20 protein-coding genes are annotated in these 23,604 nt (G+C 54.4%); 7 read left to right on the top strand and 13 right to left on the bottom strand.

Annotation, left to right across the window (positions count from 1 at the left end; genetic code table 11):
- Positions 1–34: 34 nt before the first annotated feature.
- On the top strand, positions 35–2,005 hold the full coding sequence (locus tag ACLJRS_RS11905) for an autotransporter domain-containing esterase (RefSeq protein ID WP_000192432.1): 1,971 nt from the start codon (positions 35–37) through the stop codon (positions 2,003–2,005).
- Positions 2,006–2,171: 166 nt separating this feature from the next.
- Positions 2,172–4,901 (top strand): sigma 54-interacting transcriptional regulator, encoded by a 2,730-nt coding sequence (locus ACLJRS_RS11900; RefSeq protein ID WP_001031464.1) that lies wholly within the window; start codon positions 2,172–2,174, stop codon positions 4,899–4,901.
- Positions 4,902–5,028: 127 nt separating this feature from the next.
- Here ACLJRS_RS11900 and ACLJRS_RS11895 read toward each other — a convergent pair whose 3' ends face one another.
- From ACLJRS_RS11895 to ACLJRS_RS11855, 9 genes are all read right to left on the bottom strand, one after another.
- The gene (locus ACLJRS_RS11895; RefSeq protein WP_000109360.1) at positions 5,029–6,015 is read right to left on the bottom strand and encodes an SIS domain-containing protein; all 987 of its coding nucleotides are present in this window, start codon (positions 6,013–6,015) and stop codon (positions 5,029–5,031) included.
- 66 nt (positions 6,016–6,081) lie between these two features.
- Entirely contained in the window at positions 6,082–7,125 is a 1,044-nt protein-coding gene (locus tag ACLJRS_RS11890) for a glutamine--fructose-6-phosphate aminotransferase (protein ID WP_023169189.1), read from the bottom strand.
- A gap of 32 nt (positions 7,126–7,157) precedes the next feature.
- Positions 7,158–8,012 (bottom strand): PTS system mannose/fructose/sorbose family transporter subunit IID, encoded by an 855-nt coding sequence (locus tag ACLJRS_RS11885; protein WP_000005802.1) that lies wholly within the window; start codon positions 8,010–8,012, stop codon positions 7,158–7,160.
- 2 nt (positions 8,013–8,014) lie between these two features.
- Positions 8,015–8,758 (bottom strand): PTS mannose/fructose/sorbose/N-acetylgalactosamine transporter subunit IIC, encoded by a 744-nt coding sequence (locus tag ACLJRS_RS11880; RefSeq protein ID WP_000927523.1) that lies wholly within the window; start codon positions 8,756–8,758, stop codon positions 8,015–8,017.
- A gap of 14 nt (positions 8,759–8,772) precedes the next feature.
- Positions 8,773–9,243 carry a PTS sugar transporter subunit IIB gene (locus ACLJRS_RS11875; RefSeq protein ID WP_000594177.1) on the bottom strand — a complete coding sequence of 157 codons (471 nt, stop codon included), beginning with the start codon at positions 9,241–9,243 and terminating at the stop codon, positions 8,773–8,775.
- Positions 9,221–9,670, bottom strand: a complete 450-nt coding sequence (locus tag ACLJRS_RS11870; protein ID WP_001216659.1) for a PTS sugar transporter subunit IIA — start codon at positions 9,668–9,670, stop codon at positions 9,221–9,223. Before ACLJRS_RS11870 ends, ACLJRS_RS11875 begins: the two co-directional genes overlap by 23 nt.
- 199 nt (positions 9,671–9,869) lie before the next feature.
- Complete coding sequence (nfsB, locus tag ACLJRS_RS11865; RefSeq protein ID WP_000355868.1) at positions 9,870–10,523, bottom strand: oxygen-insensitive NAD(P)H nitroreductase; 654 nt, start codon at positions 10,521–10,523, stop codon at positions 9,870–9,872.
- A 96-nt stretch (positions 10,524–10,619) separates the two neighbouring features.
- Positions 10,620–10,988 (bottom strand): MmcQ/YjbR family DNA-binding protein, encoded by a 369-nt coding sequence (locus ACLJRS_RS11860; RefSeq protein WP_000348999.1) that lies wholly within the window; start codon positions 10,986–10,988, stop codon positions 10,620–10,622.
- Positions 10,988–11,569 carry a TetR/AcrR family transcriptional regulator gene (locus ACLJRS_RS11855; protein ID WP_000113613.1) on the bottom strand — a complete coding sequence of 194 codons (582 nt, stop codon included), beginning with the start codon at positions 11,567–11,569 and terminating at the stop codon, positions 10,988–10,990. The genes ACLJRS_RS11860 and ACLJRS_RS11855 overlap by 1 nt, the downstream gene beginning before the upstream one ends.
- A 288-nt stretch (positions 11,570–11,857) precedes the next feature.
- On the opposite strand from ACLJRS_RS11855, the gene ACLJRS_RS11850 reads away from it, so the two are divergent.
- On the top strand, positions 11,858–12,199 hold the full coding sequence (locus ACLJRS_RS11850) for a RamA family antibiotic efflux transcriptional regulator (RefSeq protein ID WP_000155631.1): 342 nt from the start codon (positions 11,858–11,860) through the stop codon (positions 12,197–12,199).
- A gap of 5 nt (positions 12,200–12,204) precedes the next feature.
- On the opposite strand, the gene ACLJRS_RS11845 is transcribed toward ACLJRS_RS11850, so the two are convergent.
- From ACLJRS_RS11845 to ACLJRS_RS11830, 4 genes are all read right to left on the bottom strand, one after another.
- Positions 12,205–12,453, bottom strand: a complete 249-nt coding sequence (locus ACLJRS_RS11845) for a DUF1158 family protein (RefSeq protein ID WP_000682497.1) — start codon at positions 12,451–12,453, stop codon at positions 12,205–12,207.
- Between the two features lie 66 nt (positions 12,454–12,519).
- The gene (locus ACLJRS_RS11840; protein WP_001196909.1) at positions 12,520–13,638 is read right to left on the bottom strand and encodes a YbdK family carboxylate-amine ligase; all 1,119 of its coding nucleotides are present in this window, start codon (positions 13,636–13,638) and stop codon (positions 12,520–12,522) included.
- An 11-nt stretch (positions 13,639–13,649) separates the two neighbouring features.
- Positions 13,650–14,354, bottom strand: a complete 705-nt coding sequence (gene entD, locus ACLJRS_RS11835; RefSeq protein WP_001260570.1) for an enterobactin synthase subunit EntD — start codon at positions 14,352–14,354, stop codon at positions 13,650–13,652.
- A gap of 46 nt (positions 14,355–14,400) precedes the next feature.
- Positions 14,401–16,656, bottom strand: a complete 2,256-nt coding sequence (locus ACLJRS_RS11830; protein WP_001034948.1) for a TonB-dependent siderophore receptor — start codon at positions 16,654–16,656, stop codon at positions 14,401–14,403.
- 188 nt (positions 16,657–16,844) lie between these two features.
- Here ACLJRS_RS11830 and fes point away from each other — a divergent pair, with 188 nt between their 5' ends.
- From fes to wzz(fepE), 4 genes are all read left to right on the top strand, one after another.
- Entirely contained in the window at positions 16,845–18,059 is a 1,215-nt protein-coding gene (fes, locus tag ACLJRS_RS11825) for an enterochelin esterase (protein WP_000656595.1), read from the top strand.
- A 30-nt stretch (positions 18,060–18,089) separates the two neighbouring features.
- Positions 18,090–18,308 (top strand): MbtH family protein, encoded by a 219-nt coding sequence (locus ACLJRS_RS11820; protein WP_000396014.1) that lies wholly within the window; start codon positions 18,090–18,092, stop codon positions 18,306–18,308.
- The gene (gene entF, locus ACLJRS_RS11815; protein WP_000194175.1) at positions 18,305–22,189 is read left to right on the top strand and encodes an enterobactin non-ribosomal peptide synthetase EntF; all 3,885 of its coding nucleotides are present in this window, start codon (positions 18,305–18,307) and stop codon (positions 22,187–22,189) included. Before ACLJRS_RS11820 ends, entF begins: the two co-directional genes overlap by 4 nt.
- Before the next feature lie 249 nt (positions 22,190–22,438).
- Positions 22,439–23,575 (top strand): LPS O-antigen length regulator Wzz(fepE), encoded by a 1,137-nt coding sequence (gene wzz(fepE) / locus ACLJRS_RS11810; RefSeq protein ID WP_001139585.1) that lies wholly within the window; start codon positions 22,439–22,441, stop codon positions 23,573–23,575.
- The last annotated feature ends 29 nt before the right edge of the window (positions 23,576–23,604 follow it).

Here is a 23,604-nt window from a genome sequence, read left to right as displayed (position 1 = left end):
CGTACCTATCAACAATAACATTAAGGAACATCGGATGACCCAAAAGCGTACCCTGCTAAAATACGGCATACTCTCGCTGGCGCTGGCCGCGCCATTATCTGCCTGTGCGTTTGACTCTCTTACGGTGATTGGCGATAGCCTTAGCGATACCGGAAATAACGGTCGCTGGACCTGGGATAGTGGTCAAAATAAGCTCTACGACGAACAGTTGGCCGAACGATATGGGCTGGCATTAAGCCCTTCCAGCAATGGCGGTTCTAATTATGCCGCTGGCGGCGCGACGGCGACCCCGGAATTAAACCCGCAGGATAATACCGCGGATCAGGTACGGCAGTGGCTTGCCAAAACGGGGGGAAAAGCCGACCACAACGGTTTGTATATTCACTGGGTCGGCGGAAACGATCTGGCGGCGGCCATCGCGCGACCTGCCATGGCACAGCAAATAGCCGGTAATAGCGCCACTAGCGCGGCGGCGCAGGTAGGGCTGTTACTGGATGCCGGCGCCGGGCTGGTCGTGGTGCCAAACGTACCGGATATTAGTGCGACGCCAATGCTTCTGGAGGCGGTAATCACCGCTGGGCTGGGCGCAGCGGCGCCCCCGGCGCTAAAAGCGGCGTTAGATGCGCTGGCGGAGGGAGCTACGCCCGATTTCGCCAGTCGGCAACAGGCGATCCGCAAGGCGCTGCTGGCGGCGGCTGCAACGGTAAGCAGCAATCCATTTATTCAGCAACTGCTCGTTGAACAACTGCTGGCGGGCTATGAAGCGGCGGCAGGGCAGGCGTCAGCTCTGACCGATTATTATAATCAGATGGAAGAGAAGGGGCTGGAGCAACACGGCGGCAATATAGCCCGTGCCGATATCAACGGCCTCTTTAAGGAAATTCTTGCCAACCCGCAGGCGTTTGGTCTGACAAATACCGTAGGTATGGCCTGCCCGCCGGGCGTATCCGCTTCAGCGTGCTCCTCGGCAATGCCTGGATTTAATGCGTCGCAGGACTATCTGTTTGCCGATCATTTACATCCCGGTCCGCAGGTCCATACCATTATTGCGCAATATATCCAGTCGATCATTGCCGCGCCGGTACAGGCGACATACCTGAACCAAAGCGTTCAGTCGATGGCGCAAGGCAGTCGTACCACGCTTGACAGCCGTTATCAGCAGCTTCGCCAGGGGGAAAACCCTGTTGGTTCGCTGGGCATGTTCGGCGGATACAGCGGGGGATATCAACGTTATGATAATAATGAGGCCGACGGGAACGGTAATCATAATAATCTGACGGTTGGCGTCGATTATCAGCTTAACGAGCAGGTACTGCTGGGAGGGCTGATAGCCGGTTCTCTGGATAAGCAACATCCTGACGATAATTATCGTTATGACGCCCGTGGTTTTCAGGCCACCGTATTCAGCCATTTACGCGCCGGTCAGGCGTGGCTGGATAGCGATTTACACTATCTGTCCGCTAAATTCAGTAACATCCAGCGCAGTATCACGCTCGGTGCGCTAAGACGGGTGGAAGAGGGCGAAACCAACGGGCAGCTGTGGGGCGCGAGGTTAACCAGTGGTTATGATTTTGTCATGATGCCGTGGTTAACGACCGGACCGATGCTGCAATATGCATGGGATTACAGCCACGTTAATGGCTATAGCGAGAAGCTCAATACCAGTACATCAATGCGTTTTGGCGACCAAAACGCCCATTCGCAGGTGGGTGGCGCTGGCTGGCGTCTGGATCTTCGCCACAGCATCATTCACTCCTGGGCGCAGATTAATTATCGCCGTCAGTTTGGCGATGATACGTATGTGGCGAACGGCGGCCTTAAATCGACCGCGCTGACGTTTAGCCGCGACGGAAAAACGCAGGATAAAAACTGGGTTGATATCGCGATTGGCGCAGATTTTCCGCTGTCGGCAACGGTGTCCGCTTTCGCCGGGCTGTCGCAAACGGCAGGGTTAAGCGATGGCAATCAAACCCGTTATAACGTTGGGTTTAGCGCCCGATTTTGATGACACGCCAGGGAGGGCCAACCCCGTTCGTTCGTGACACGATGAGCCGAAAGCGCAACGGTAAGTTTTATAAAAAGTAAGTATTTTCAAAAATGTGGGTGAAGCCTGTGACGTCGTTTGTAAATTATCGTATAAGCGGAGTTTACGTTTTTGGCGGGGCGCAGGTATGAATAAAGAGTCCATATTTCGTCAGTTGGAGCTACGGCTAGCCGGATGTTCACTAACAGCTGACGCGTTAAGCGCGTTTAGCGCAATGGCGATTGCCGACAGTCTCAGGCAAAAACGCAGCATTATTAGTCACCATCTTAATAACTTGCATCGTGAGCAGCGGGTGGTCAAAGTGAATAGCCGCCCGGTGCTGTTCCTGCCCGTCGAGGCGCTACGTCGTCACCACCGGCTGGTGGTTCGACAGGGGGATTACGCGTCCATTCAGGCGCTGTGCGCGGAGCGGCAGGACAGTCTGGAGCTGCTCATTGGCGCGCAGGGCAGCTTGCAGGAGTCCCTGCGTCAGTGTAAGGCGGCGATCAGTTATCCCGGCGCGGGCTTGCCTTTGCTGCTGCGCGGCCCGACGGGGACAGGAAAAAGTTTTTTGGCGCGTCAGCTTTGGCAGTACGCCATCGAGCAGGGCATTTTGCCCCCGGAGGCGCCCTTTACCGTGTTTAACTGCGCCGAATATGCTAATAACCCGGAATTGCTGACGTCAAAATTATTTGGTCATGCCAAAGGTGCTTTTACCGGCGCAGACAGAGCGGTATCCGGGTTAATTGAGACCAGTAATGGCGGCGTATTGTTTATCGATGAAGTGCACCGTTTACCGCCGGAAGGGCAGGAAAAACTGTTCCATTTTATGGATAACGGCACCTGGCGTCGCTTAGGCGAAAGCAGCGATGAACGCAGCGCCACGGTACGCCTGATATTCGCCTCTACCGAAGATCTGGAAAAGCACTTTCTGGCGACATTTATTCGCCGGATACCGGTCATTGTCAAAATTCTGCCTATCGCCGAACGCGGACAGTATGAGCGGCTGGCGTTTATTCACCATTTTTTTCGTCGCGAGGCGCAGCGTCTTCATCACGATTTGTCGCTGGATAGTGAAATTATAAGCCAACTGATGCAGGAGACCCTGGAAGGGAATGTCGGCGGCCTGGAAAATCTCATTCGTAATATTTGCGCCAGCGCCTGGACTTTCGGCCAGCGTGACGATGGGGTACTGGAAGTAAAAGCCGGGCAACTGCCGGATCGTCTGCTGATGGAGGTGCCCTTTACCGTTCCGCAGACGGCGGAACGCGTCATGATTTATCGCGAAGGTGGCGTTTTTCCGCGAGTTTCCGGTCAGCATCAGGAATATTTACGGTTGACGGAAAACATTTGCGGCCTGTGCGAAGAGCTGGTGCAGGAGAATATTTCCGCACGGACGTTTGACAAGCTGGTCTATCAAAACCTTACGTTATATCTCGATGCCTTAATGAATAAAGAGAGCCCTCGCGCTCGTCAGGACAAGCGGCTGCGTTTTATCGAAGATGTCGGGAAAGCGATCGCTGCACATTACGATCTCGAACTGAATGCGGAATTCGCTTATCTCACCGGACGTTATCTTACCAGCCTGCCGTTAACGCCGGTGGAGGCGTCGCCATCGGTTCGCCATGTGATGCTGCGCTGGCTGGAGGAGGCGCCGGGGCTGGCGCAGCGTGTGGCGCAAAAACTGCTGGACGTGGTAAATAATAAATATGATTTGTTAATCGACACGCTCGACAGACTGGTCGTGGCGGCCATCGTCAGTAATGCCATTGACGCCACCAGCGGCGGTAAGGTAAAAGCGCTGATCATCGCGCATGGTTATTCGACTGCCAGCAGCATTGCAGGCGTGGCGAACCGTCTGATTGGCGAAAAGATTTATCATGCGATGGATATGCCGATGGAGGTCGCGTTTAGCGATGTCAGCCGGGCCATTGTCGATTATCTCCAGCATACGGATACCCGCGCAGGCGTCATGGTGCTGATCGATATGGGATACACCAAAGAGATCGCCGATGCGCTTTTGAGCGTAATTCATGGCCCGCTGGTGGTGGTCGATAACGTTACGACGCGTCTGGCGCTGAACGTGGCCAGCGAGATCGCGCTGCAAAAAAACATCGAACAGATCGCCGAAGAGATCGTCCCGTTAAATCAGTCGCGCTGGGATGTCTTCTGGCCCGCGCAGAAAAAAGCACGCGCGCTGCTGGTGACCTGTATTACCGGCATCGGGACGGCGTTTAAATTTAAAAATTTGATGGAAAAAAGTCAGTTGACCGACTTTGATATTAATATTATCGCCTGTGAATATACTCGCCTGAAAAACAGCCGGATGGCGGCCTCGTTGCTGAATCAGTATGAAGTGATTGCGGTTGTCGGCACTATTGACCCGCAGCTGGCGGGCGTTCCCTGGGTGGGGATTGAAGAGCTGCTTGGCGAGCAGGGGTATGCGCATTTAAGTCAGTTATTAAGCGGTTATCTTAACGATAAACAAATTGCGTTAATTAATAAAAATATGGTTCGCGAATTTTCGTTGCATAATGTGGTTAATTCGCTGACCATTCTCAATGCCAATAAGACGATAGGGCATATCGAAACGATTATTGCCGAATGGCAAAACACGCTGGGCTTCAGCTTTAATAATAATTTGATTATTAGTTTATATGTTCATTTGAGCTGTATGATTGAGCGGCTGGTCATGCGCAATGAAATTACCCACTATAAAAACATGACGGAATTTAACGAGCGGCATGGTGAATTTATCGCGATGGTAAATCATTCGTTTCAGCGGTTGAAAATTCTTTATAACGTGGCGCTGCCGGTAGCGGAAATTGGCTATATCCACGATATTTTCGAATTACGGATAGAGGATTTTCGCTGGTAGCCGCGGTAGTTCAGGAAAAAAGGGGCGCTAGCGCCCCGCAGAAGAAAGGCCTGATGGCGCTACGCTTATCAGGCCTACAGATCGCTTTGTAGGCTGGATAAAGCGAAGCCGCCATCCGGCATAACTATTAATATTCAACTTTCCACATATACCGGCGGGTGGTCAGTGGGTGATTACGGGCTGTCGCCAGAGCGAGGTTATAAACGTCCAGCACACAGTTGTGCAACAGACCGCAGAAGTATTCGCCAACGTCGGTGGACAGATCCTGAATGCCGAGTTTATCCGCATCGATCAACTGCAGTTTTCCCTGATAGCGTTCAATAAAGCGAATCGCACGATCGTCCAGCGGGCGAGTGCGACCACTGCTTTGCAGCAATATAAACGGCGTGCCCGGCTCGGTGATTTCGAACGGTCCGTGGAAATACTCTCCGCTATGTATGCTGGCGGAGTTGATCCACTGCATTTCCAGCAGAATACAGATAGACTCTTGATGCGCGGCGCCGAAAGAGGGGCCGCTGCCCATCATATAGACCACCTTCTCATCCTTCCATTCGGCGGCGAAACGCTGAGCATCTTCTTGTACCTGCCGTTGGGCGCCGTGAACAACGTCGCTAAAGCGCCCAAACGCGCTGACTAACTCATCGTATTGCGCATAGCCCTCTGTTTGGGCGAGAATTTCCAGCGCCAGCCACAGGCTGTATGCGGCTTTTTGTTGTGCAGGGTCGACCGTTTCCGGATAACGCGCCCACTGATATTCAATGATGTAGTCGCTGTATTCGCACAGTGGCGTGTCAGGTTGGTAAACCAGACCGATGGTCGCCGCCCCTTTTTCACGCGCCACGCGGGCGGCTGCGACGGTTTCCGCCGTATTGCCCTGCTGCGAGGCGAGAATAACGACGCTATTTTTTCCTAATGCTTTTGGTGTGGCGTGGACAAATTCATTACTGGTGATATAACCGACAGCCAGTTTTGACGCTTCACAGTCCAGAAAGTATTTCCCTGGCCAGAAGCCGGTTAATGAACCGCCGCAGCCGACAAACCAGACGCGTTCAATGTTTTGTTTACCTAAAATATCGCTAATAATACGGCGGGCATTTTCATGAGCAACAGACATATTTATCTCCTTAGCGTGTAGCGCGTCCTCCGCAACAGCGCGGATAATAACGAGCATTAATAAAAATTAAATTTCTTGCTTACTTTTCATTTTTTGATGGAATTGCGGATCTTTGGGTATCGCCGGATTAATGCCTTTTTGCGGGGGTAATATCGCGCATAGCATTTGCAGCGGAATGATATATTCAAAGACGGCAAAGTCCTCATCATTGACAAACGGGAAATTCAGATTCAGACCATTATTTTCTACCTGCGGGCCGATGCGGTAAATAGACGGCGTCCACTCACTGAGCATTTGCGCCAGCCGATCCTGACGCGCGTCAGGCTGCGGGTCGAGCATAATGAGTGCGGATTGCGCATTAAAGGCATTGTAAATACCGTGAATAAACTCCTCGAATTCGTAGCCCGACACCGGGCAGCGCAACGTCTCCAGCATCTTGAGCGCACCCTCCTGCACCGTACCGAACAGCGTTGCCGGGCCGGTCAGACGAATATCTGCGCTATCGCGCAGCGCCAGCGCATTGGTTTGCGCCCACGCCTGCGAGGCGGTAATCAGCGCGGGCAGGTGGTTAAAGGTCTTTTCCATCCGTAGCAGCAGTGACCGGCGCTGTTCGCCGTCCAGCCGCTGTTGCTGCCCGGCGACGGCGAGCGCCAGCAGCATCAAATTGAGAACCGTGCAGTGATAGCCTTTTGTTTTCGCGCCAGCGGTTTCTTCGCCGCAGGGAACGGTAAGGATATAATCCGCCGCCCGGTCGATAGTCGCAGGCGCCACGCCAGCCATTGAGGCGGTGATATGACCAACATTGCGGGCGCGCCCCATCGCCGCCAGCGTTGAGAGGCTGCCGCCGCCCTGGGAGATGCCGACAACCAGCGCCTTGCCGCTGCGGGCAAGCGTCTCGTCGTCAAGCATAAACGGCCAGCAGACATCCACCGGCAATGCGCACCAGCGCTGCATAAACGCGCGAGCGGTCAGCGCGCCGTGGTATGACGTGCCGGAGCCTGTCAGAATAATGCGGGTGACGCCGCGTTCCGTTAGCGCCTGCGCCGCGCGCCAGAGATCTTCCCGCGTCTGCGTCAGCATCTCCAGCAGGCGAAGGGGCGTCTCGTTCATATAGTCTTCTACTTGCATAGTGTTACCTCTCGTCAAAGCAGGCCCAGCGCGCTGGCAAGAAGCCCAAACGCGACGGTGCCTAACAGGATCCAGTTAATGTTCACGCCCTTACGGATAAGTTTGTACATGCCAAGCGTGAAGAGCAGCGGCAGCAGGGAAGGGAGGATTTTGTCAATAAAATCCTGCACTTTCATGGTAGTCTGCCCGGCGGTAAAGCTCAGCGGGGTTGTAATGTCGATCATGCTGGCGGTCATGGCGCCGACGACCATCAACCCGACGATTGACGCGATATAAGTCACCCTGTCCATCAGCCCGCTTTGCCAGAGGCGCATCAGCCAGGTGGTCCCCGCCCGGTAGCCCAGCTTGAGGGCGTACCAGCGGCAGAGGATGTGCGGAATGTTATAGACCAGTAGGGCGAGAATCGGCCCCAGAATGCTGCCCTGCTGGGCAAAGTAGATCCCCATCCCGGCGGCGATAACTTTCAGCGATCCCCAAAAGATGGAATCGCCGATCCCGGCCAGCGGCCCCATCAGGCTGGTTTTAACGGCATTGATCGACTCTTCGTTAAAGTCCGGGTTGCGTTGATTTTCCTCCTCCATCGCAATCGACAGGCCAAAGACAAACGTTGACAGATGCGGCGTGGTATTAAACAGCACCAGATGGCGCTGTAAGGCGCGCCCCAGTTCGGCGGGGTCCTGGTAGATACGCTTTAGCGCTGGCGACATAGCGAAGGCATAGCCCATATGCTGCTGGCGTTCATAGTTCCACGATCCTTGCAACGTAAAGGAGCGCCAGAAAACGCTGCGTAAATCGCGGGCGGTGATGCGGCTTTCGCTTTGCGAGTGAGCCTGTGCGTCGTCGATCAGGGTCTGCGTCACTTCACTCATGATTAGCCCTCCTGTTGGGATGTGTTAAGAAACTGGCTGATAATGAAAGCCAGCACCACGGCAAACAGCGCGATGGCGATGATGTCCAGTTTGGTATATGCGGCGATCAGAAAGCCCAGCCCAAGGTAAGGCATTAATTTGCTGCTAAGCATCATGCTGATCAGCAACGCGAAACCCAGCGCCGGCAAAATCTTACTGGCGACAACCAGGCCATTGGTAATAAAGGCGGGAATGGCGTCGAGGAACCAGGTGACGGCGGCAGAACCGAGCAAAATGGCGAAAAAGACCGGCAGAAAACCGCTTAGAAAATAGAGCAGCGTTGGGCCTCCCAGGTGCATAACGGCAACCATCCGGGTATTACCCTGCGCCGCATAACGATCGGCCATGTGGCCAAAGCGGGCGTTAACCACGCGCACCAGGACGCCGAGGGTCTGCGCCAGCATAGAGATAGGAATCGCGATGGTCAGCGCCGCTTCGGGCCCGCGCCCGGACATAATAGAAAACGCGGTCGCCAGCACCGAACCGGTGACGACATCAGGCGGTACCGCGGCGCCGATAGCGACATTACCTAAAAAGATCAGTTCCAGCGTCGCGCCGATCAGAATGCCTTCGTGTAAATTGCCGCAGACCAGACCGGTGAGGGCGCACATCACCAGCGGACGGTCAATCATCGACACGCCGAGTAAACGCCCGTCAAGAATGCCCAGTGCGGCAATCAGGCCGAGCAGCGTTGCGGTGAGCAACATAGTGACCTCCGGGTTCAGAGTTTATCGTTAAGCAATTCGGCGGAATGAGCCGGAACCTGGCGCATTTCCAGACGGATGCCTTTGGCTTTTAGCGCCTGGCTATCGGCAATCTCCTGCTCGGTCAGGTATATGGCTTTGCCGAACTGCTGCGCGCCCTCTTTTTGCGCGATACCGCCGTAGTTGATAACGCTAATCCCTGGCACTTTCTCGACGAAGGCGAGGGTTTCGGCGGTATTTCCCAGCACCACCATCACTTTTTTGTGATCCAGCTTGCCGCTGGCGAGTTTTTCCGCCGCCTGTTCCACCGTGATAATGTCCAGCGACACGCCAGCGGGTTTTGCCAGACTTAATGACATAGAGACAAACGCGTCGCCGGCGGCGTTGGCGTTAGCGACGATGATATGGTCGATATCCAGCGCCCGGGTCCAGGCGAAGACCACCTGGCCGTGCAGCAGGCGGTAATCAATGCGCACTAATTTGATCATGGGATTCTCCCTGTAGGTCAGCGGATGGTTGTGTTATTAGCGTGTTGATAAAGACAATGGATTCACGCGCCGCATTGGTGGCGTAGGTAATGGCCGCGTCTGTGCTTTCTTCTTCACAGAGTAAAAACTCCAGCAACAGGGTCATGTTGACGCCAGCCACCACAAAAACGTGACGGTGACGCATCAGCACTTTCGCGGCGCTATTGTTGATGCTGCCGCCGAGCAGATCGGTAAACACCACCACTTCTTCGCCGTTGGCTTGCGCGATCAGATTTTCGAGGGTTTGTTCAAGCTGCTCCGTGGTGACAATATCGCCATCGTAGGCGCAAACCGGTGTCACGCCGTGTTCGTCGCCAATCAGCAGCGATAGACTGTTAATAAGTCCGCGGGCAAAAGGGCCATGGCTGGCTACATAAACATGTCTCACCCGTTTTCTCCTTCATCCAGGTAGGGGGTATCCAGATATGGCAAACGGCGTGCCAGTTTTAAATATTATTTATTTTCAATAGGTTGAAAGAGGAAGTTAACACTAGCGATGTAAAACCTGGCACTTCGCGCCATTGATCATTGAGGAACCTGGCAGAAAGGTGAAAAAAGCCGGACGGGCGTCCGGCTTAGGCAGGGGATTAGACTTCCGTCAGTGTGGTTTCAAGCGGCAGACGTGATTTCGGCAGCCCGGCGTTGAAATCCTCGACGCTATGATGGCCGACCGGCACCACGACCAGACTGGTATAGCCTTTTTCTTTCAGACCAAATTCAGCGTCGAGCACCTCGGCGTCGAAACCTTCAATGGGGACAGCGTCGAGACCCATCGCGGCGACGCCCAGCAGAAAGTTGCCGACGTTCAGATAAACCTGCTTCGCCATCCACTGGTGGTCATCTTTCAGCGAGACGCGGTGCATATCGGCGAAAAAGCGGCGACCTTTATCATTTGCCGCTTTAGCTTCCGGCGTAGCGAAACGGCCATCGGCTTCTTCCTGATCGACGACGCGCTCAAGCCATGCGTCATCCATCGCGGTTTTCGCGCAGAAGACCACCACATGGGAGGCGTCTAACATTTTACGTTCGTTAAACACATAATTGGCGGCGGCGGATTTTGCTACGCGCGCTTTGCCCTCTTCCGTACTGGCGACAATAAAGTGCCACGGCTGGGAATTGGTGCTGGAGGGGCTGTACTGTAGTAGTGTTTTTATTTTATCCGCTTCTTCGGCGGTCAGTTTTTTGCTGGGATCGAACGCCTTAGTGGAGTAGCGCTTTAAGGCGACAGAAACGATATCCATAAATGCTCCTGGTTGGTTTAGTACCCTTTTGTATCAGCAGGGTACCGGGTTATCGGTAAAAAGATAAGGGAGGAAAATGCGAAAACGGTTATTGCATCAGCGCGGTCGCAGGCGCAGTTGCTCTCTTTTAGGCAGCCCGTCTACGACCAGATTCCATGAGTCATTTATCAAATCGTTGAGTAGCGAGACGGTGATATCCTCGCCCGCATAGACTGAAATCCAGTGTTTCTTATTCATGTGATAGCCTGGCGCAATGCTGGGGTAAATTTGTTGATTTACCAGGGATTTTTGGGGATCCGACTTCAGGTTTACCACTGGGCGACAGTGATGTTCAGTGAACAGCATGAATATTTTGCCGCCGACTTTAAACACATCGTACTGTGGGCCGAAAGGCCAGCAGTGTTCGGTAAAAGGCAGTTCCAGCGCAAAGCGTTTTGCCCAGGCGTGCAGTGTTTGACCGTCCATTATTGCTCCTCGCGAGTCAGCGCGCGCCACATCGCTTCGAATCCCAGCGCAATATATTCGCCAGCGCGAGCGGGATCGCGCGCGGCGAAATCCATTGTTGTTTCAGCCAGCGCCAGAAAAAGGCCGTCGCCGAAGGCGCGGTACTCATCCGACATAAACACCATCAAAACGGAACGATGACATAAATCGCGCAATTCGGGGAACATATCGTCGGCCCGTTGTTCCGTCTCTTTGGTGAGCTTTTCGCTGACGGCCAGTTGACGGATCGCCCGGTGGCGCGCGGGATGGTTCAGACCCCAACTGATGTAACTGTTCCAGATAAAGCGGGTCATCGTTTTGGCATCGGTAATGGATCGATCCAGCTCCATTATCATTGACTGGCAGAGATCCTGCTTTAAATGCAAATACAACGTGTTAATCAGCTCATCTTTGGTCGCGAAATAGCGAAACAATGTTCCTTCTGCAACACCTGCGTTACGCGCAATCACCGCCGTTGAGGCGGCGATACCGGATTGCGCTATCGCCTGGGTTGCCGCTTCCAGTAATGCTTGTTTTTTGTCTTCACTCTTCGGACGAGCCACTACACGTTACCCTTATGTCTGGAAAAACATGATTGAATCATGCCCGTTGTCGCGTCGCAACGGTGAATGTCAACCTTTGAAAAGTACCTTGACGGCGTATCTTTGCTTTCTATAATGAGTGCTTACTCACTCATAATCAAGGGCTGCCGCATGAAGTGGTAGAAAAGCATATTGCAGGCCATGCGATAAGCTGTCTCACAATTTGTGTGGTTATTACTATGCTTATTGCTGTTGCCGTAAATGTGCGGTGCGGGAGCCGCTGACGAGTTTGATAGAGGGGAGAGCACGATGACCATTTCCGCTCAGGTTATCGACACGATTGTCGAGTGGATTGATGATAATTTGAATCAGCCGTTACGTATTGATGATATTGCCCGTCATGCGGGGTATTCCAAGTGGCACCTGCAGCGCCTTTTTATGCAGTACAAAGGGGAGAGTCTGGGGCGCTACGTGCGTGAACGGAAGCTAAAACTGGCGGCGCGCGACCTGCTCGACACCGACCAGAAGGTGTATGATATTTGTCTCAAGTATGGTTTTGATTCGCAGCAAACCTTTACGCGCATTTTTACCCGCACGTTCAACCTGCCGCCAGGCGCTTATCGTAAAGAAAAGCATGGCCGTACGCATTGAAATGTTTAATCGGCCAGCGAAAACCAGCGCCGCCAGATAAAGCGAATAACATAATATTCCAGCGCGCCGAGCAACAGAAACCATAAACAAAACAACAAAGTATAAAGCTGGTTGAGATCCATAAGATGAAAGATCCCGACCAGTTTTTGCGCCAGCGCAAGGCCGAGCGAAGGGGCGGGCAGCAGCAGGCTGGAGAGCAACGCCATCAGCAAAATACCGGCAGCGGTCATCAATGATTCAAGCGGGTGTTTCATGGCTTTGTTAAACGTAAGTTAAAACGCCATTGTCCGGGATATCGCCTGGTAAGGCAAATATGCTGTCTATTGTCCCGCCCAGATTTCACAATGTTTTTGTATCAGGCCTATCAGCGATCCGCCGTCGGCAATAAACTCCCGCATATATTGCGCTTCGTTACCGCCTTTTTTCACCTGCAAACGTAGCGCGTCAATGGCGCTGTCGGCGCCCAGCTTGCGCGCTGAGGGGGTAACGTTATCCAGCAGACGCAGCGTATCATCTGCCAGGCGACGGCGGTCGCCGGTATAGACATCGGTTAGCACGCCCTCCAGACCATAGCGGCAAGCCTGAAAACGGTTGAATTTATATAACAGATAGTCTTGTTCCTGCGGTTTAAAGGGACGCTCGGTCAGCAGCCAGTGCGCGGTCGCCTGAATCAACCCTGCCATATTGATGGCATGATCAAGGGTGAGCGGCGTATCCATCACCCGAACTTCTACCGTGCCAAAGGCCGGGCTGGGGCGGATATCCCAGTGCAAATCTTTGATGCTGTCGATCATCGTGGTGTAAGACAGACGGCGAAATAGTCCGGCAAACTCTTGCCAGTTACTGACCCACGGCATGGGACCGTTATCGGGAAAAGCGGAAAAAATATTCAGGCGCGCGCAGGCAAAACGGGTGTCAGATCCTTGCATATAGGGAGACGCGGCGGAGAGCGCAATAAAGTGCGGCACAAAATGCGACAGCCCGTGTAAAAGATAAATCGCATCGTCGCCGTTCGCGCAGCCGACGTGGACATGCTGACCGAAAACCGTCGCCTGTTGAATTAAGTAGCCGAAATTTTCCAGCGTGCGTTGATAGCGCTCATTATCACAGACCTCCTGACGCTGCCATTTTTGAAAAGGGTGCGTACCGCCGCCGCAAATGCCGAGATGGTGTTCCGACGCCGCCTGTAAAATAACGTGCTGCATAGCAGAAAGTTGGGCCGCCGCCTGGTCAATATCGCGGCAGACGCCCGTGGCCATCTCCAGCATACTTTCGGTGATATCGTGCTTAATTTCTCCCGCAGTAAGTTGGGGCTTAACGGCGTCGATCAGCGTAGAAGAGTCCTGACTTAAATCGTAGCCAGGTGGATTGATCACCTGCATCTCCAGCTCAATACCAAGCGTATAAGGTTCAGAAACGTGAAAATCATTCAGCGCCATAGGGATCTCATTTATCGGGGTATTGCGCTAAGTATAGAAGCGGGAGCGCTCCTGTCGTGGGGAACGCGCGTTATTGCAGAAACAAGAGTAATAACGCTATTGTCACGTTGAAACCATTCTGTACGGACGGTACGTTCAGCCATCGTGGCGGCAAAGGCTGGCAGCAGATGTAACGAGATGTGCGTGGCGGTAAGCGAGGTAACTTTTGCGCTATTGAATCCCGGGAGCGTGACGCGGTCTGAAAAGGCTTTATAAACGCTCTCTTTGGCGGAGAAAGCCAGCGTCAGGGCAAGCGGAAAAGGGAGCAAGCTCGCCTGGAGAATTTGGCGCTCATCGCTATCAATAATGGACGGCGCCAGCTCTGTCGCCGTGTGCTGACTCATGATTTTTTCTATATCAATGCCGATACGCTGTCGGGATATGACGGCCAGCGCCGTTGTCGCACAGTGGCTGATGCTGCCAAATAGGCCGTCCGGCCATAGCGGCTGTCGCTTGTCGCCAATACCGGGCACTGTCCTGACGCCCACCTCGCGTAGCGCATGAACGGCGGCGATTCGGCCTGCCAGATGTTCAGCTTTACGCTTGCGTCCGGCAGACCGGAGCCGATCGTGATGAGGCAGCCATAGCAGGTCGTGTTCGTGAAAGCTGCTCGCATCAAAGTCGACGATATGCAGCCTGTGTCCGGCAAAGGGAAGGGGAAAATGAGATGTCCGCATCGTTTTTTGCTAATTCCCTCCCCGAATGAGGGAGGGAAGGTTGCCATCAGAAATGGGTATTAATGCTCATATACCACGTACGTCCCGGTTCGTTATAGGTGTACGCGCCAGCACCCGCCATATAAGCGCCAGTTTGCGTATCCCTGACGGTTTGCGCGTTACCTTCACGCCACAGACGTTTGTCAAAGAGGTTATCCACGCCACCGGTCAGGCTGACATTTTTGGTCACGTCCCAGGTCGCGCTCAGGCCAACAATACTGTATGGGCTGACCGCTTGCTTATCTGTTCCGGTAACGGGGTTACCCTGATAATCATATTTCTTCGGCTCTTGTTTGCCGTACCAGGTGAAGGTCGATTGCAGAGAAATGTCCTGACGTACCTGCCAGCTCAGGGTAGAGTTAAGCGTGTACTGTGGAATAATCGACAGGCGTTCGCCGGTCTCTTTGTTTTTACTCTGCAGCATATACGTAACGTTATTCGTCCAGTTGACGGTGTCGCTAACCGGTACGTTTAACGTGCCTTCCAGACCTTCAACGACCGCTTTCGGCACGTTCTCCCACTGATAGACATCCGTTTTGCCGTTATTGATACGCTGCAACGGCACTGTACCCGCTTCAATCTTATTGCGGTAATCATTGCGGAACCAGGTGATGCCGGCCAGCCAGCCATCGCGTTTAAATTCCAGACCGATCTCTTTATTGATGCTGGTTTCGGCTTTCAGATCATCGTTACCCATCATATAGCAGCCGATGCCGGTACCCGCGCCAGTCGCGTAGCAACCCTGACCTTTACTGTACAAAATATAGTTTGGGTTAGTCTGGTACAGACTCGGGGCTTTATAAGCGCGGGCGATTCCCATTTTCAGGGTAAAGTCATCCCCCAGACCTTGCGACAGGTTCAGCGACGGGCTCCAGTTATCCCCCACAATACTGTGATGATCGAAACGTAGCCCCGGCGTCAGCATGGTGCTGTCGGTCAGTTCCATATTGTTTTCAGCAAACAGAGAGAAAATTTCCGCTTTTGAATAGGGGTTACGATTGGTACTGCTGTAACCCGGGATATTTCCCCCCATAAAGGTTTGCGAGTTGGAGAGCTCGTCTTTCATACGCTGTTGGGCCCATTCAGTACCCAGCGTCAGGTTTTGATTGACCAGCAGATCGAAAGGAAGGCTCACTTCGCTGTGTAGGGTGACGTCATTCAAATCGGCATCGGCATATTTTTGCGATGCTTTGGGATCGAAAATCCCTTCGGTGCCGCCTGCCAGGCCTTCCGGCATCCGGGAGTTACGGGTATGTTCGTATTGCACCCAGTTACTGGTGGTTACGCCATTATTCCAGCCGCCGTTCCAGGTCAGAGAGTAGTTCTGCCGATAGAGGCGGTTCGTCTCTTTTCCGTAATTATCTTTCACCAGTTGGTTCGTATTGGTGTTCTGAGTATCGCCGGCATAGAGATTGCCCTGGCGACTGTATCCGGCCTCCAGCTCCAGAGACTGAAGCGGAGCAAAATCCCAACGAACCACACCGTTGATATCTTTGTTAATGACCCCCTCGCGTCCTGCCGGTAGCGTGTCGGCGTAACTCCCGGTACGTTCAGACTGATGCCCCTGATTAATATTACGCGCATCCGCCTGCGTTTTGTCGAGGTTGCCATACAGACGGAAGCTGAAATCCCCGCCCAGCGGGCCGTTCAGGCTAAAGTTAGTGCGTTTGGTCGCGCCTTCGTCTTTATGTTCCGGCGCGTTGAAATAGGTATTCCAGGAACCGTGCCACTCGCTACCGCCTTTTTTGGTAATGATATTGACCACGCCACCCGCCGCGCCGTTACCGAAACGTGCAGCGGCAGGGCCACGCAGCACTTCAATGCGTTCGATCATCTCCGGCGGCACCCACGCGGTATCGCCGCGGGTATCGCGTTCGCCGCGCCAGCCCAGGCGCACCGAGTTACGGCTGGTGACGGGTTTACCGTCTATCAGGATGAGGGTGTTTTCCGGCCCCATGCCGCGAATATCGATTTGGCGGTTATTCCCGCGCTGACCGCTGGTGGAGTTGCCGGTCAGGTTTACGCCCGGCATGGTGCGGATGATTTCTGACACGTCGCGCGCGGGCGGATTTTTGCGGATCTCATCGGCGGTGATGGTGGATACGCCTGGCGCCTGTAGGTTTTGCTGGGCAGCGGTCACCACGATGGTGTCTTCATTGGTGAGCGCAGCGCTATCGGTTTTGTCTTCCGCCATCACGGGCAGAGCGGCCCCGTAAATCCCTAAATTGACCAGTAAGGTCAGGGAATGAATCTTCTTGTTCATTGTATATCCTGCTTTTCTTTAGCCACATAAGCCAAAGCGCCCGTCAAAGGCATTGGCCGGGTGGTGAAATTGTGTTCGCGCGTCCCATAGCGCGACAATACGCTATTGCAAATGCAAATAGTTATCAATAATATTATCAATATATTTCACCTTTTATATACAAAATTCATAATAAACACAGGGTTATAATGAAAGAGGCGCTGGCAACGGGAAGTGAGGCCTGGTGGAGGACGAAAACCGGGCCGGAATGGATACGGGAAAAAGACGGAAATTATCGGGTCACTTTTTGGTGGCGCGACCCGCAGGGAAACGAAACACACTCCCCGATACGGCGTGTCTGGGTCTACATCACTGGCGTAACCGATCATCATCAAAACGCGCAGCCTCAGACGATGGCGCGTATTGCCGGAACGGATGTCTGGCGCTGGAGTACGGCGCTTAGCGCTAACTGGCGCGGCAGCTACTGTTTTATTCCTACCGAACGCGATGACGTTTTTGCCGCTTTTGCGCCGGGCGAAACGCCCGATCGGAACGCGCTGCGTGAAGGCTGGCGACAGCTATTACCGCAGGCGATTGCCGACCCGCTTAATTCGCGAAGCTGGCGGGGAGGACGTGGTCATGCGGTTTCAGCGCTGGAAATGCCGGATGCGCCCCTTCAGCCGGGATGGGATCGTCCTGAAACGCCGTACTCGCCGCCTTTGATGATGCAGTGGCATAGCGAACGTCTGGGTAACTCCCGCCGCGTATGGATATTGACGACCGGAGACGAGGCGCCGGAGGAAAGACCGTTGGCTATTCTGCTGGACGGTCAATTCTGGGCAGAAAATATGCCCGTCTGGCCCGCGCTCGCCTCGCTGACTCATCAACGCCTGCTTCCCGGTGCCGTCTATCTGCTGATTGACGCGATTGATACTCAACACCGCAGCCAGGAGTTGCCCTGCAATGCCGACTTCTGGCTGGCGGTGCAGCAGGAACTGTTGCCGCAAGTCAGAGCCGTGACGCCTTTTAGCGATGATGCCGGACGAACGGTGGTCGCCGGACAGAGCTTTGGCGGCCTGTCGGCGCTGTATGCCGGCCTGAACTGGCCGACGCGTTTTGGCTGTGTACTAAGCCAGTCAGGATCGTTCTGGTGGCCCCATCGCATCACCCCGCCGGAGGGGGAAGTCATTACCCGGCTGAAAACCGGCACATTATGCGCGCGCGGACTGCGTATCGTACTGGAAGCCGGCGTGCGTGAGCCGATCGTGTTTCAGGCGAATCAGGCGCTTTATGCCCAACTGAATACCTCGCAGCAGTCCATTTTCTGGCGTCAGGTTGACGGCGGACACGATGCGCTTTGCTGGCGCGGCGGGCTAACGCAAGGGCTGATGCTGCTTTGGCAGCCGCTTATCGACACGCTTTAACCGGGCACATGTCCATGACAGGAGTTGAGTATGGAATTCAGTAATCCCTTCGATAATCCGCAGGGACAGTTTTACATCCTGCAAAATGCGCAGCGTCAATTCAGCCTTTGGCCAGCGGCATGTGTGCTTCCCGCAGGCTGGGACGTGGTATGCGAACCGCAATCGCAGGACGCGTGCCAGCAGTGGCTTAATACGCGCTGGACAACACTGAATCCGGCGCATTATGCCGATAAGCAGGAGGCGAAATGACGCAGCGTTTACCGTTAGTCGCCGCTCAGCCGGGGATCTGGATGGCGGAAAAACTCTCTGATTTACCCTCCGCCTGGAGCGTGGCGCACTACGTGGAACTGAATGGCGAGCTGGATGTTGCCTTGCTGGCAAAAGCGGTAGCGGTAGGGATGCAACAGGCGGATACGCTACGGATGCGTTTTACCGAAGAGAACGGCGAGGTCTGGCAATGGATAGATCCTGAGCACACCTTCGGCGAGCCCCCGATTGCCGATTTACGCGACCAGCCCGATCCGCATTACGCGGCGCAGGCGTTAATGCAGGCGGATTTACGGCAAAACCTGCGCGCAGATAGCGGTAAGCCGCTGGCGTTTCACCAGTTAATCCGCATTGATGATACCCGCTGGTATTGGTATCAGCGCTATCACCATTTGCTGGTGGATGGCTTTAGTTTCCCGGCGATAACTCGCCAGATTGCGGCGATTTATCGTGCCTGGCAGAGCGACGCCCCTACGCCGGAGTCGCCTTTTACTCCCTTTGTGGATGTGGTTGAGGAATATCAGCGCTATCGCCAGAGCGAGGTCTGGCAGCGTGACGGCGCCTTCTGGGCGCAGCAGCGCCGCGAGCTGCCGCCGCCGGCGTCAATTTCTGCCGCGCCGCTGCCGGGGCGGTCGGCGAGCGCGGATATTCTGCGTATGAAATTGAGCGCGCCGGCGGGGGCGTTTCGCCAACTGGCGGCGCACATGCCTGAGATACCGCGAGCGGATCTTGCCCTGGCGCTGGTGACGTTGTGGCTGGGGCGATTATGCGGGCGAATGGATTATGCCGCCGGGTTTATCTTTATGCGGCGGATGGGCTCGGCGGCGTTAACGGCGACCGGGCCTGTCCTTAACGTGTTGCCGCTGGCGGTTAACCTTCATGCGACGGAAGATCTGCTAACGCTGGCGAAGCGTCTTGCGGCGCAGTTAAAGAAGATGCGCCGCCACCAGCGTTACGACGCCGAACAGATTGTACGCGATAGCGGGCGAGCCGCAGGGGAAACGCCGCTATTTGGCCCGGTGCTCAATATAAAAGTGTTTGATTATTATCTGGATCTTCCTGGCATACAGGCGCAAACCCATACCCTGGCGACGGGGCCGGTTAACGATCTTGAACTGGCGCTTTTTCCGGATGAAAACGGCGGTCTGGATATTGAATTGCTGGCGAATGCGCAGCGTTACGATGACGCCACGCTCTCCCGCCATGCCTTACGGTTGATGGCGCTTATCACGCAGTTTGCGGATAACCCGGCGCTGCGCTGCGGCGATGCGCAAATGCTGCTGGCGGAAGAACAAACGCAATTAACACACCTTAATAATACGGCGGTAACGATTCCCGCCGCCACGCTTAGCGATTTGGTGGCGCAGCAGGCGCAAAAAACGCCAGAGGCTTCCGCGTTGGCAGATGCGCATTATCACTTTACCTACCGTGAAATGCGCGAACAGGTTGTAGCGCTGGCGTACGCGCTGCGGGAACGCGGCGTTCAGCCTGGCGATAGCGTGGCGGTGGCGTTGCCGCGGTCGGTTTTTCTGACCTTAGCGCTGCACGGCATTGTCGAAGCGGGCGCCGCCTGGCTGCCGCTGGATACCGGTTATCCTGACGATCGGCTGCGAATGATGTTGGAAGATGCGCAGCCGAAACTGTTAATTACGACTCAGGCGCAGCTGGCGCGCTTTCACGATATTCCGGGGATGGAATATTTGTGTTATAGCCAACCGCTACCGGTCAGTGACGCCACTCCGCTGGGGCTGTCGTTACCGCATCATACCGCTTACATCATTTTCACCTCTGGCTCGACGGGCAGGCCGAAAGGGGTGATGGTGGGACAAACGGCGATAGTCAACCGGCTGCTGTGGATGCAGGATCACTATCCGTTGACGGCGGATGATGTAGTAGCGCAAAAAACGCCGTGCAGTTTTGACGTCTCAGTATGGGAGTTTTTCTGGCCGTTTATCGCCGGGGCGAAACTGGTGATGGCCGAGCCGGAAGCGCACCGCGACCCGCTCGCGATGCAGCGGTTCTTTGCGCAATACGGCGTCACGACCACTCATTTTGTGCCGTCGATGCTGGCGGCCTTTATTGCCTCGCTCACGCCAGCGTCGGCGGGGAAAAGCTGCGCTTCCTTAACGCGCGTTTTCTGTAGCGGCGAGGCCCTGCCGACGGCGCTGTGCCGCGAATGGGAGACGTTAACCAACGCGCCGCTACACAATCTGTACGGGCCAACGGAGGCCGCGGTGGATGTGAGCTGGTATCCGGCCTGTGGCGATGAGCTGGCGGCTGTTGACGGCAACAGCATCCCGATTGGTTATCCCGTCTGGAATACCGGTTTACGTATTCTCGATGCGCATATGCAGCCGGTGCCGCCGGGCGTGGCTGGCGATCTCTATCTTACCGGTATCCAACTGGCGCAGGGCTATCTGGGGCGTCCGGATCTTACCGCCAGCCGTTTTATCGCCGATCCTTTTGCGCCAGGCGAACGGATGTACCGTACCGGAGATGTGGCGCGCTGGCTGGATTCCGGCGCGGTGGAGTACCTGGGGCGCAGCGACGATCAGCTCAAAATTCGGGGTCAACGTATTGAACTGGGCGAGATTGACCGCGTCATGCAAACGCTGCCGGATGTTGAACAGGCGGTAGCACATGCCTGCGTCTTTAATCAGGCGGCGGCGACGGGCGGGGATGCCCGGCAACTGGTCGGCTATCTGGTGTCGCACTCCGGTTTGCCGCTGGATTTACCGGCGCTGCAGGAAAAATTACGCCAAAAACTTCCCGCGCATATGGTGCCGGTTGTGTTGTTGCAACTTGCCGGTTTGCCGCTTAGCGCTAATGGCAAGCTGGATCGTAAAGCCCTGCCGCTGCCGGACCTGACGCCGCGCGTGAAAGGGCGTGCGCCGCAGTCCGCAACGGAGATTGCTGTCGCCGCGGCGTTTTCCCGCCTGCTGGGCTGTGAGATTAACGACGTTGAAAGTGATTTCTTTGCGCTGGGCGGACACTCGCTGCTGGCGATGAAACTGGCCGCGCAGCTAAGTCAGACGTTTAACCGCCAGGTGACGCCGGGGCAGGTGATGGTGGCGTCTGACGTGGCGCAGTTAAGTAAGCTGCTCGATACTGACGATGACGAACGCTCGCGCAATCTGGGGTTCGGGCCGCTGTTGCCGCTGCGTGAAAGCGATGGTCCAACGTTATTTTGTTTCCATCCGGCGTCGGGGTTCGCCTGGCAATTTAGCGTATTATCACGCTATCTCAGCCCGTCGTGGTCGATTATGGGGATTCAGTCGCCGCGCCCCGCTGGCCCTATGCAAACCGCAACCACCCTTGATGAGGTATGTGAACATCATCTGGCGACATTGCTCGCCCGGCAGCCGCATGGCCCTTATTATTTATTAGGCTATTCGCTGGGCGGGACGCTGGCGCAAGGGATCGCCGCCCGGTTGTGCGCGCGCGGCGAAACCGTGGCGTTTTTGGGGTTACTGGACACCTGGCCGCCGGAAACGCAAAACTGGCGGGAAAAAGAGGCGAATGGCCTCAATCCGGACGTATTGGCGGAAATTGAACGTGAACGCGCTGCGTTTGTCGCCGCGCAGCAGGGAAATGCCTCCGAAGCCTTATTTACCGCCATTGAAGGCAATTATGCGGATGCCGTCCGTTTGCTGACGACGGCGCATAGCGTACCGTTTGATGGACATGCTACGCTCTTTGTGGCGGATAAAACGGTGCCGGAAGGCGTATCGCCTGAACAGAGCTGGTCGCCGTGGATAGCGTCTTTGGCTATTTATCGCCAGCCGTGCGCGCATGTAGATATTATTTCTCCCTCCGCTTTTGAAACTATCGGGCCCATCATCAGCGAACTTATTAATAAATAACGGGCGTTGTTTCTGCCTTTAACAAATTAAATCCTGAAACCCATAATAATTACTAATTATTATGGGTTTTTTATTGCAACTATTAATTCTTTTAACATAAGTGATACATGCTACAGGCAAGTTTAATTCCGAATATTTAGCTTTTCGGGCACTGGCGCGTAAAGATTGTTTCGGATAATTCTGACTTGCTGTTAGAATCTCTGACAGGAATGTGTTCTTTCATTGGATAAAGTTTTCAGGTCATACGGCATGCCATCTCTTAATGTAAAACAAGAAAAAAATCAGTCATTTGCAGGTTACTCACTGCCGCCCGCCAACAGTCATGAAATCGATTTGTTTAGCCTTATAGAGGTGTTATGGCAGGCGAAACGTCGTATTCTTGCTACCGTTTTCGCCTTTGCGTGCGTGGGGTTGCTTCTGTCCTTTCTGCTGCCGCAAAAATGGACCAGCCAGGCGATTGTCACACCGGCGGAGTCGGTACAGTGGCAGGGGCTGGAGAGAACGTTGACCGCGCTGCGCGTGTTGGATATGGAGGTAAGCGTTGATCGGGGCAGCGTATTTAATCTGTTTATTAAAAAGTTTAGCTCGCCCTCGCTGCTGGAAGAATATCTTCGTTCTTCTCCGTATGTCATGGATCAATTAAAAGGCGCGCAAATAGACGAGCAGGATCTTCACCGGGCGATTGTCCTGCTGAGCGAAAAAATGAAAGCGGTGGACAGTAATGTCGGCAAGAAAAATGAAACGTCGTTATTCACGTCGTGGACGCTGAGTTTTACCGCGCCGACGCGGGAAGAAGCGCAAAAAGTGCTGGCTGGCTATATTCAGTACATCTCCGATATCGTCGTGAAAGAGACGCTGGAAAATATTCGTAACCAGCTGGAAATCAAAACCCGCTATGAGCAGGAAAAGCTGGCGATGGATCGGGTGCGTCTCAAAAATCAGCTTGATGCCAATATTCAACGTCTTCATTATTCGCTGGAAATCGCCAACGCCGCCGGCATTAAGAGACCGGTTTACAGCAATGGTCAGGCGGTAAAAGATGATCCGGATTTTTCTATTTCCCTCGGCGCGGATGGTATTTCCCGCAAACTGGAAATTGAAAAAGGGGTAACGGACGTGGCCGAGATCGACGGTGATTTGCGTAACCGTCAATACCATGTTGAACAACTGGCGGCAATGAATGTGAGCGACGTGAAGTTTACCCCGTTTAAATATCAACTGTCGCCGTCTCTGCCAGTGAAAAAAGATGGCCCGGGTAAAGCGGTCATTATTATCCTGGCGGCGTTGATTGGCGGTATGATGGCCTGCGGCGGCGTATTACTGCGTCACGCGATGGTCTCACGTAAAATGGAAAACGCGCTGGCGATAGATGAACGGTTAGTCTGATTTACCCGAAAAGCCGGATAGCGATATCC

The sequence above is a fragment of the Salmonella sp. SAL00670 genome (assembly GCF_046552235.1).
GTDB lineage: Bacteria > Pseudomonadota > Gammaproteobacteria > Enterobacterales > Enterobacteriaceae > Salmonella > Salmonella enterica.
Note: the sequence above shows the minus strand (reverse complement) of the source record. Positions and strands in the feature narration are given on the sequence as shown.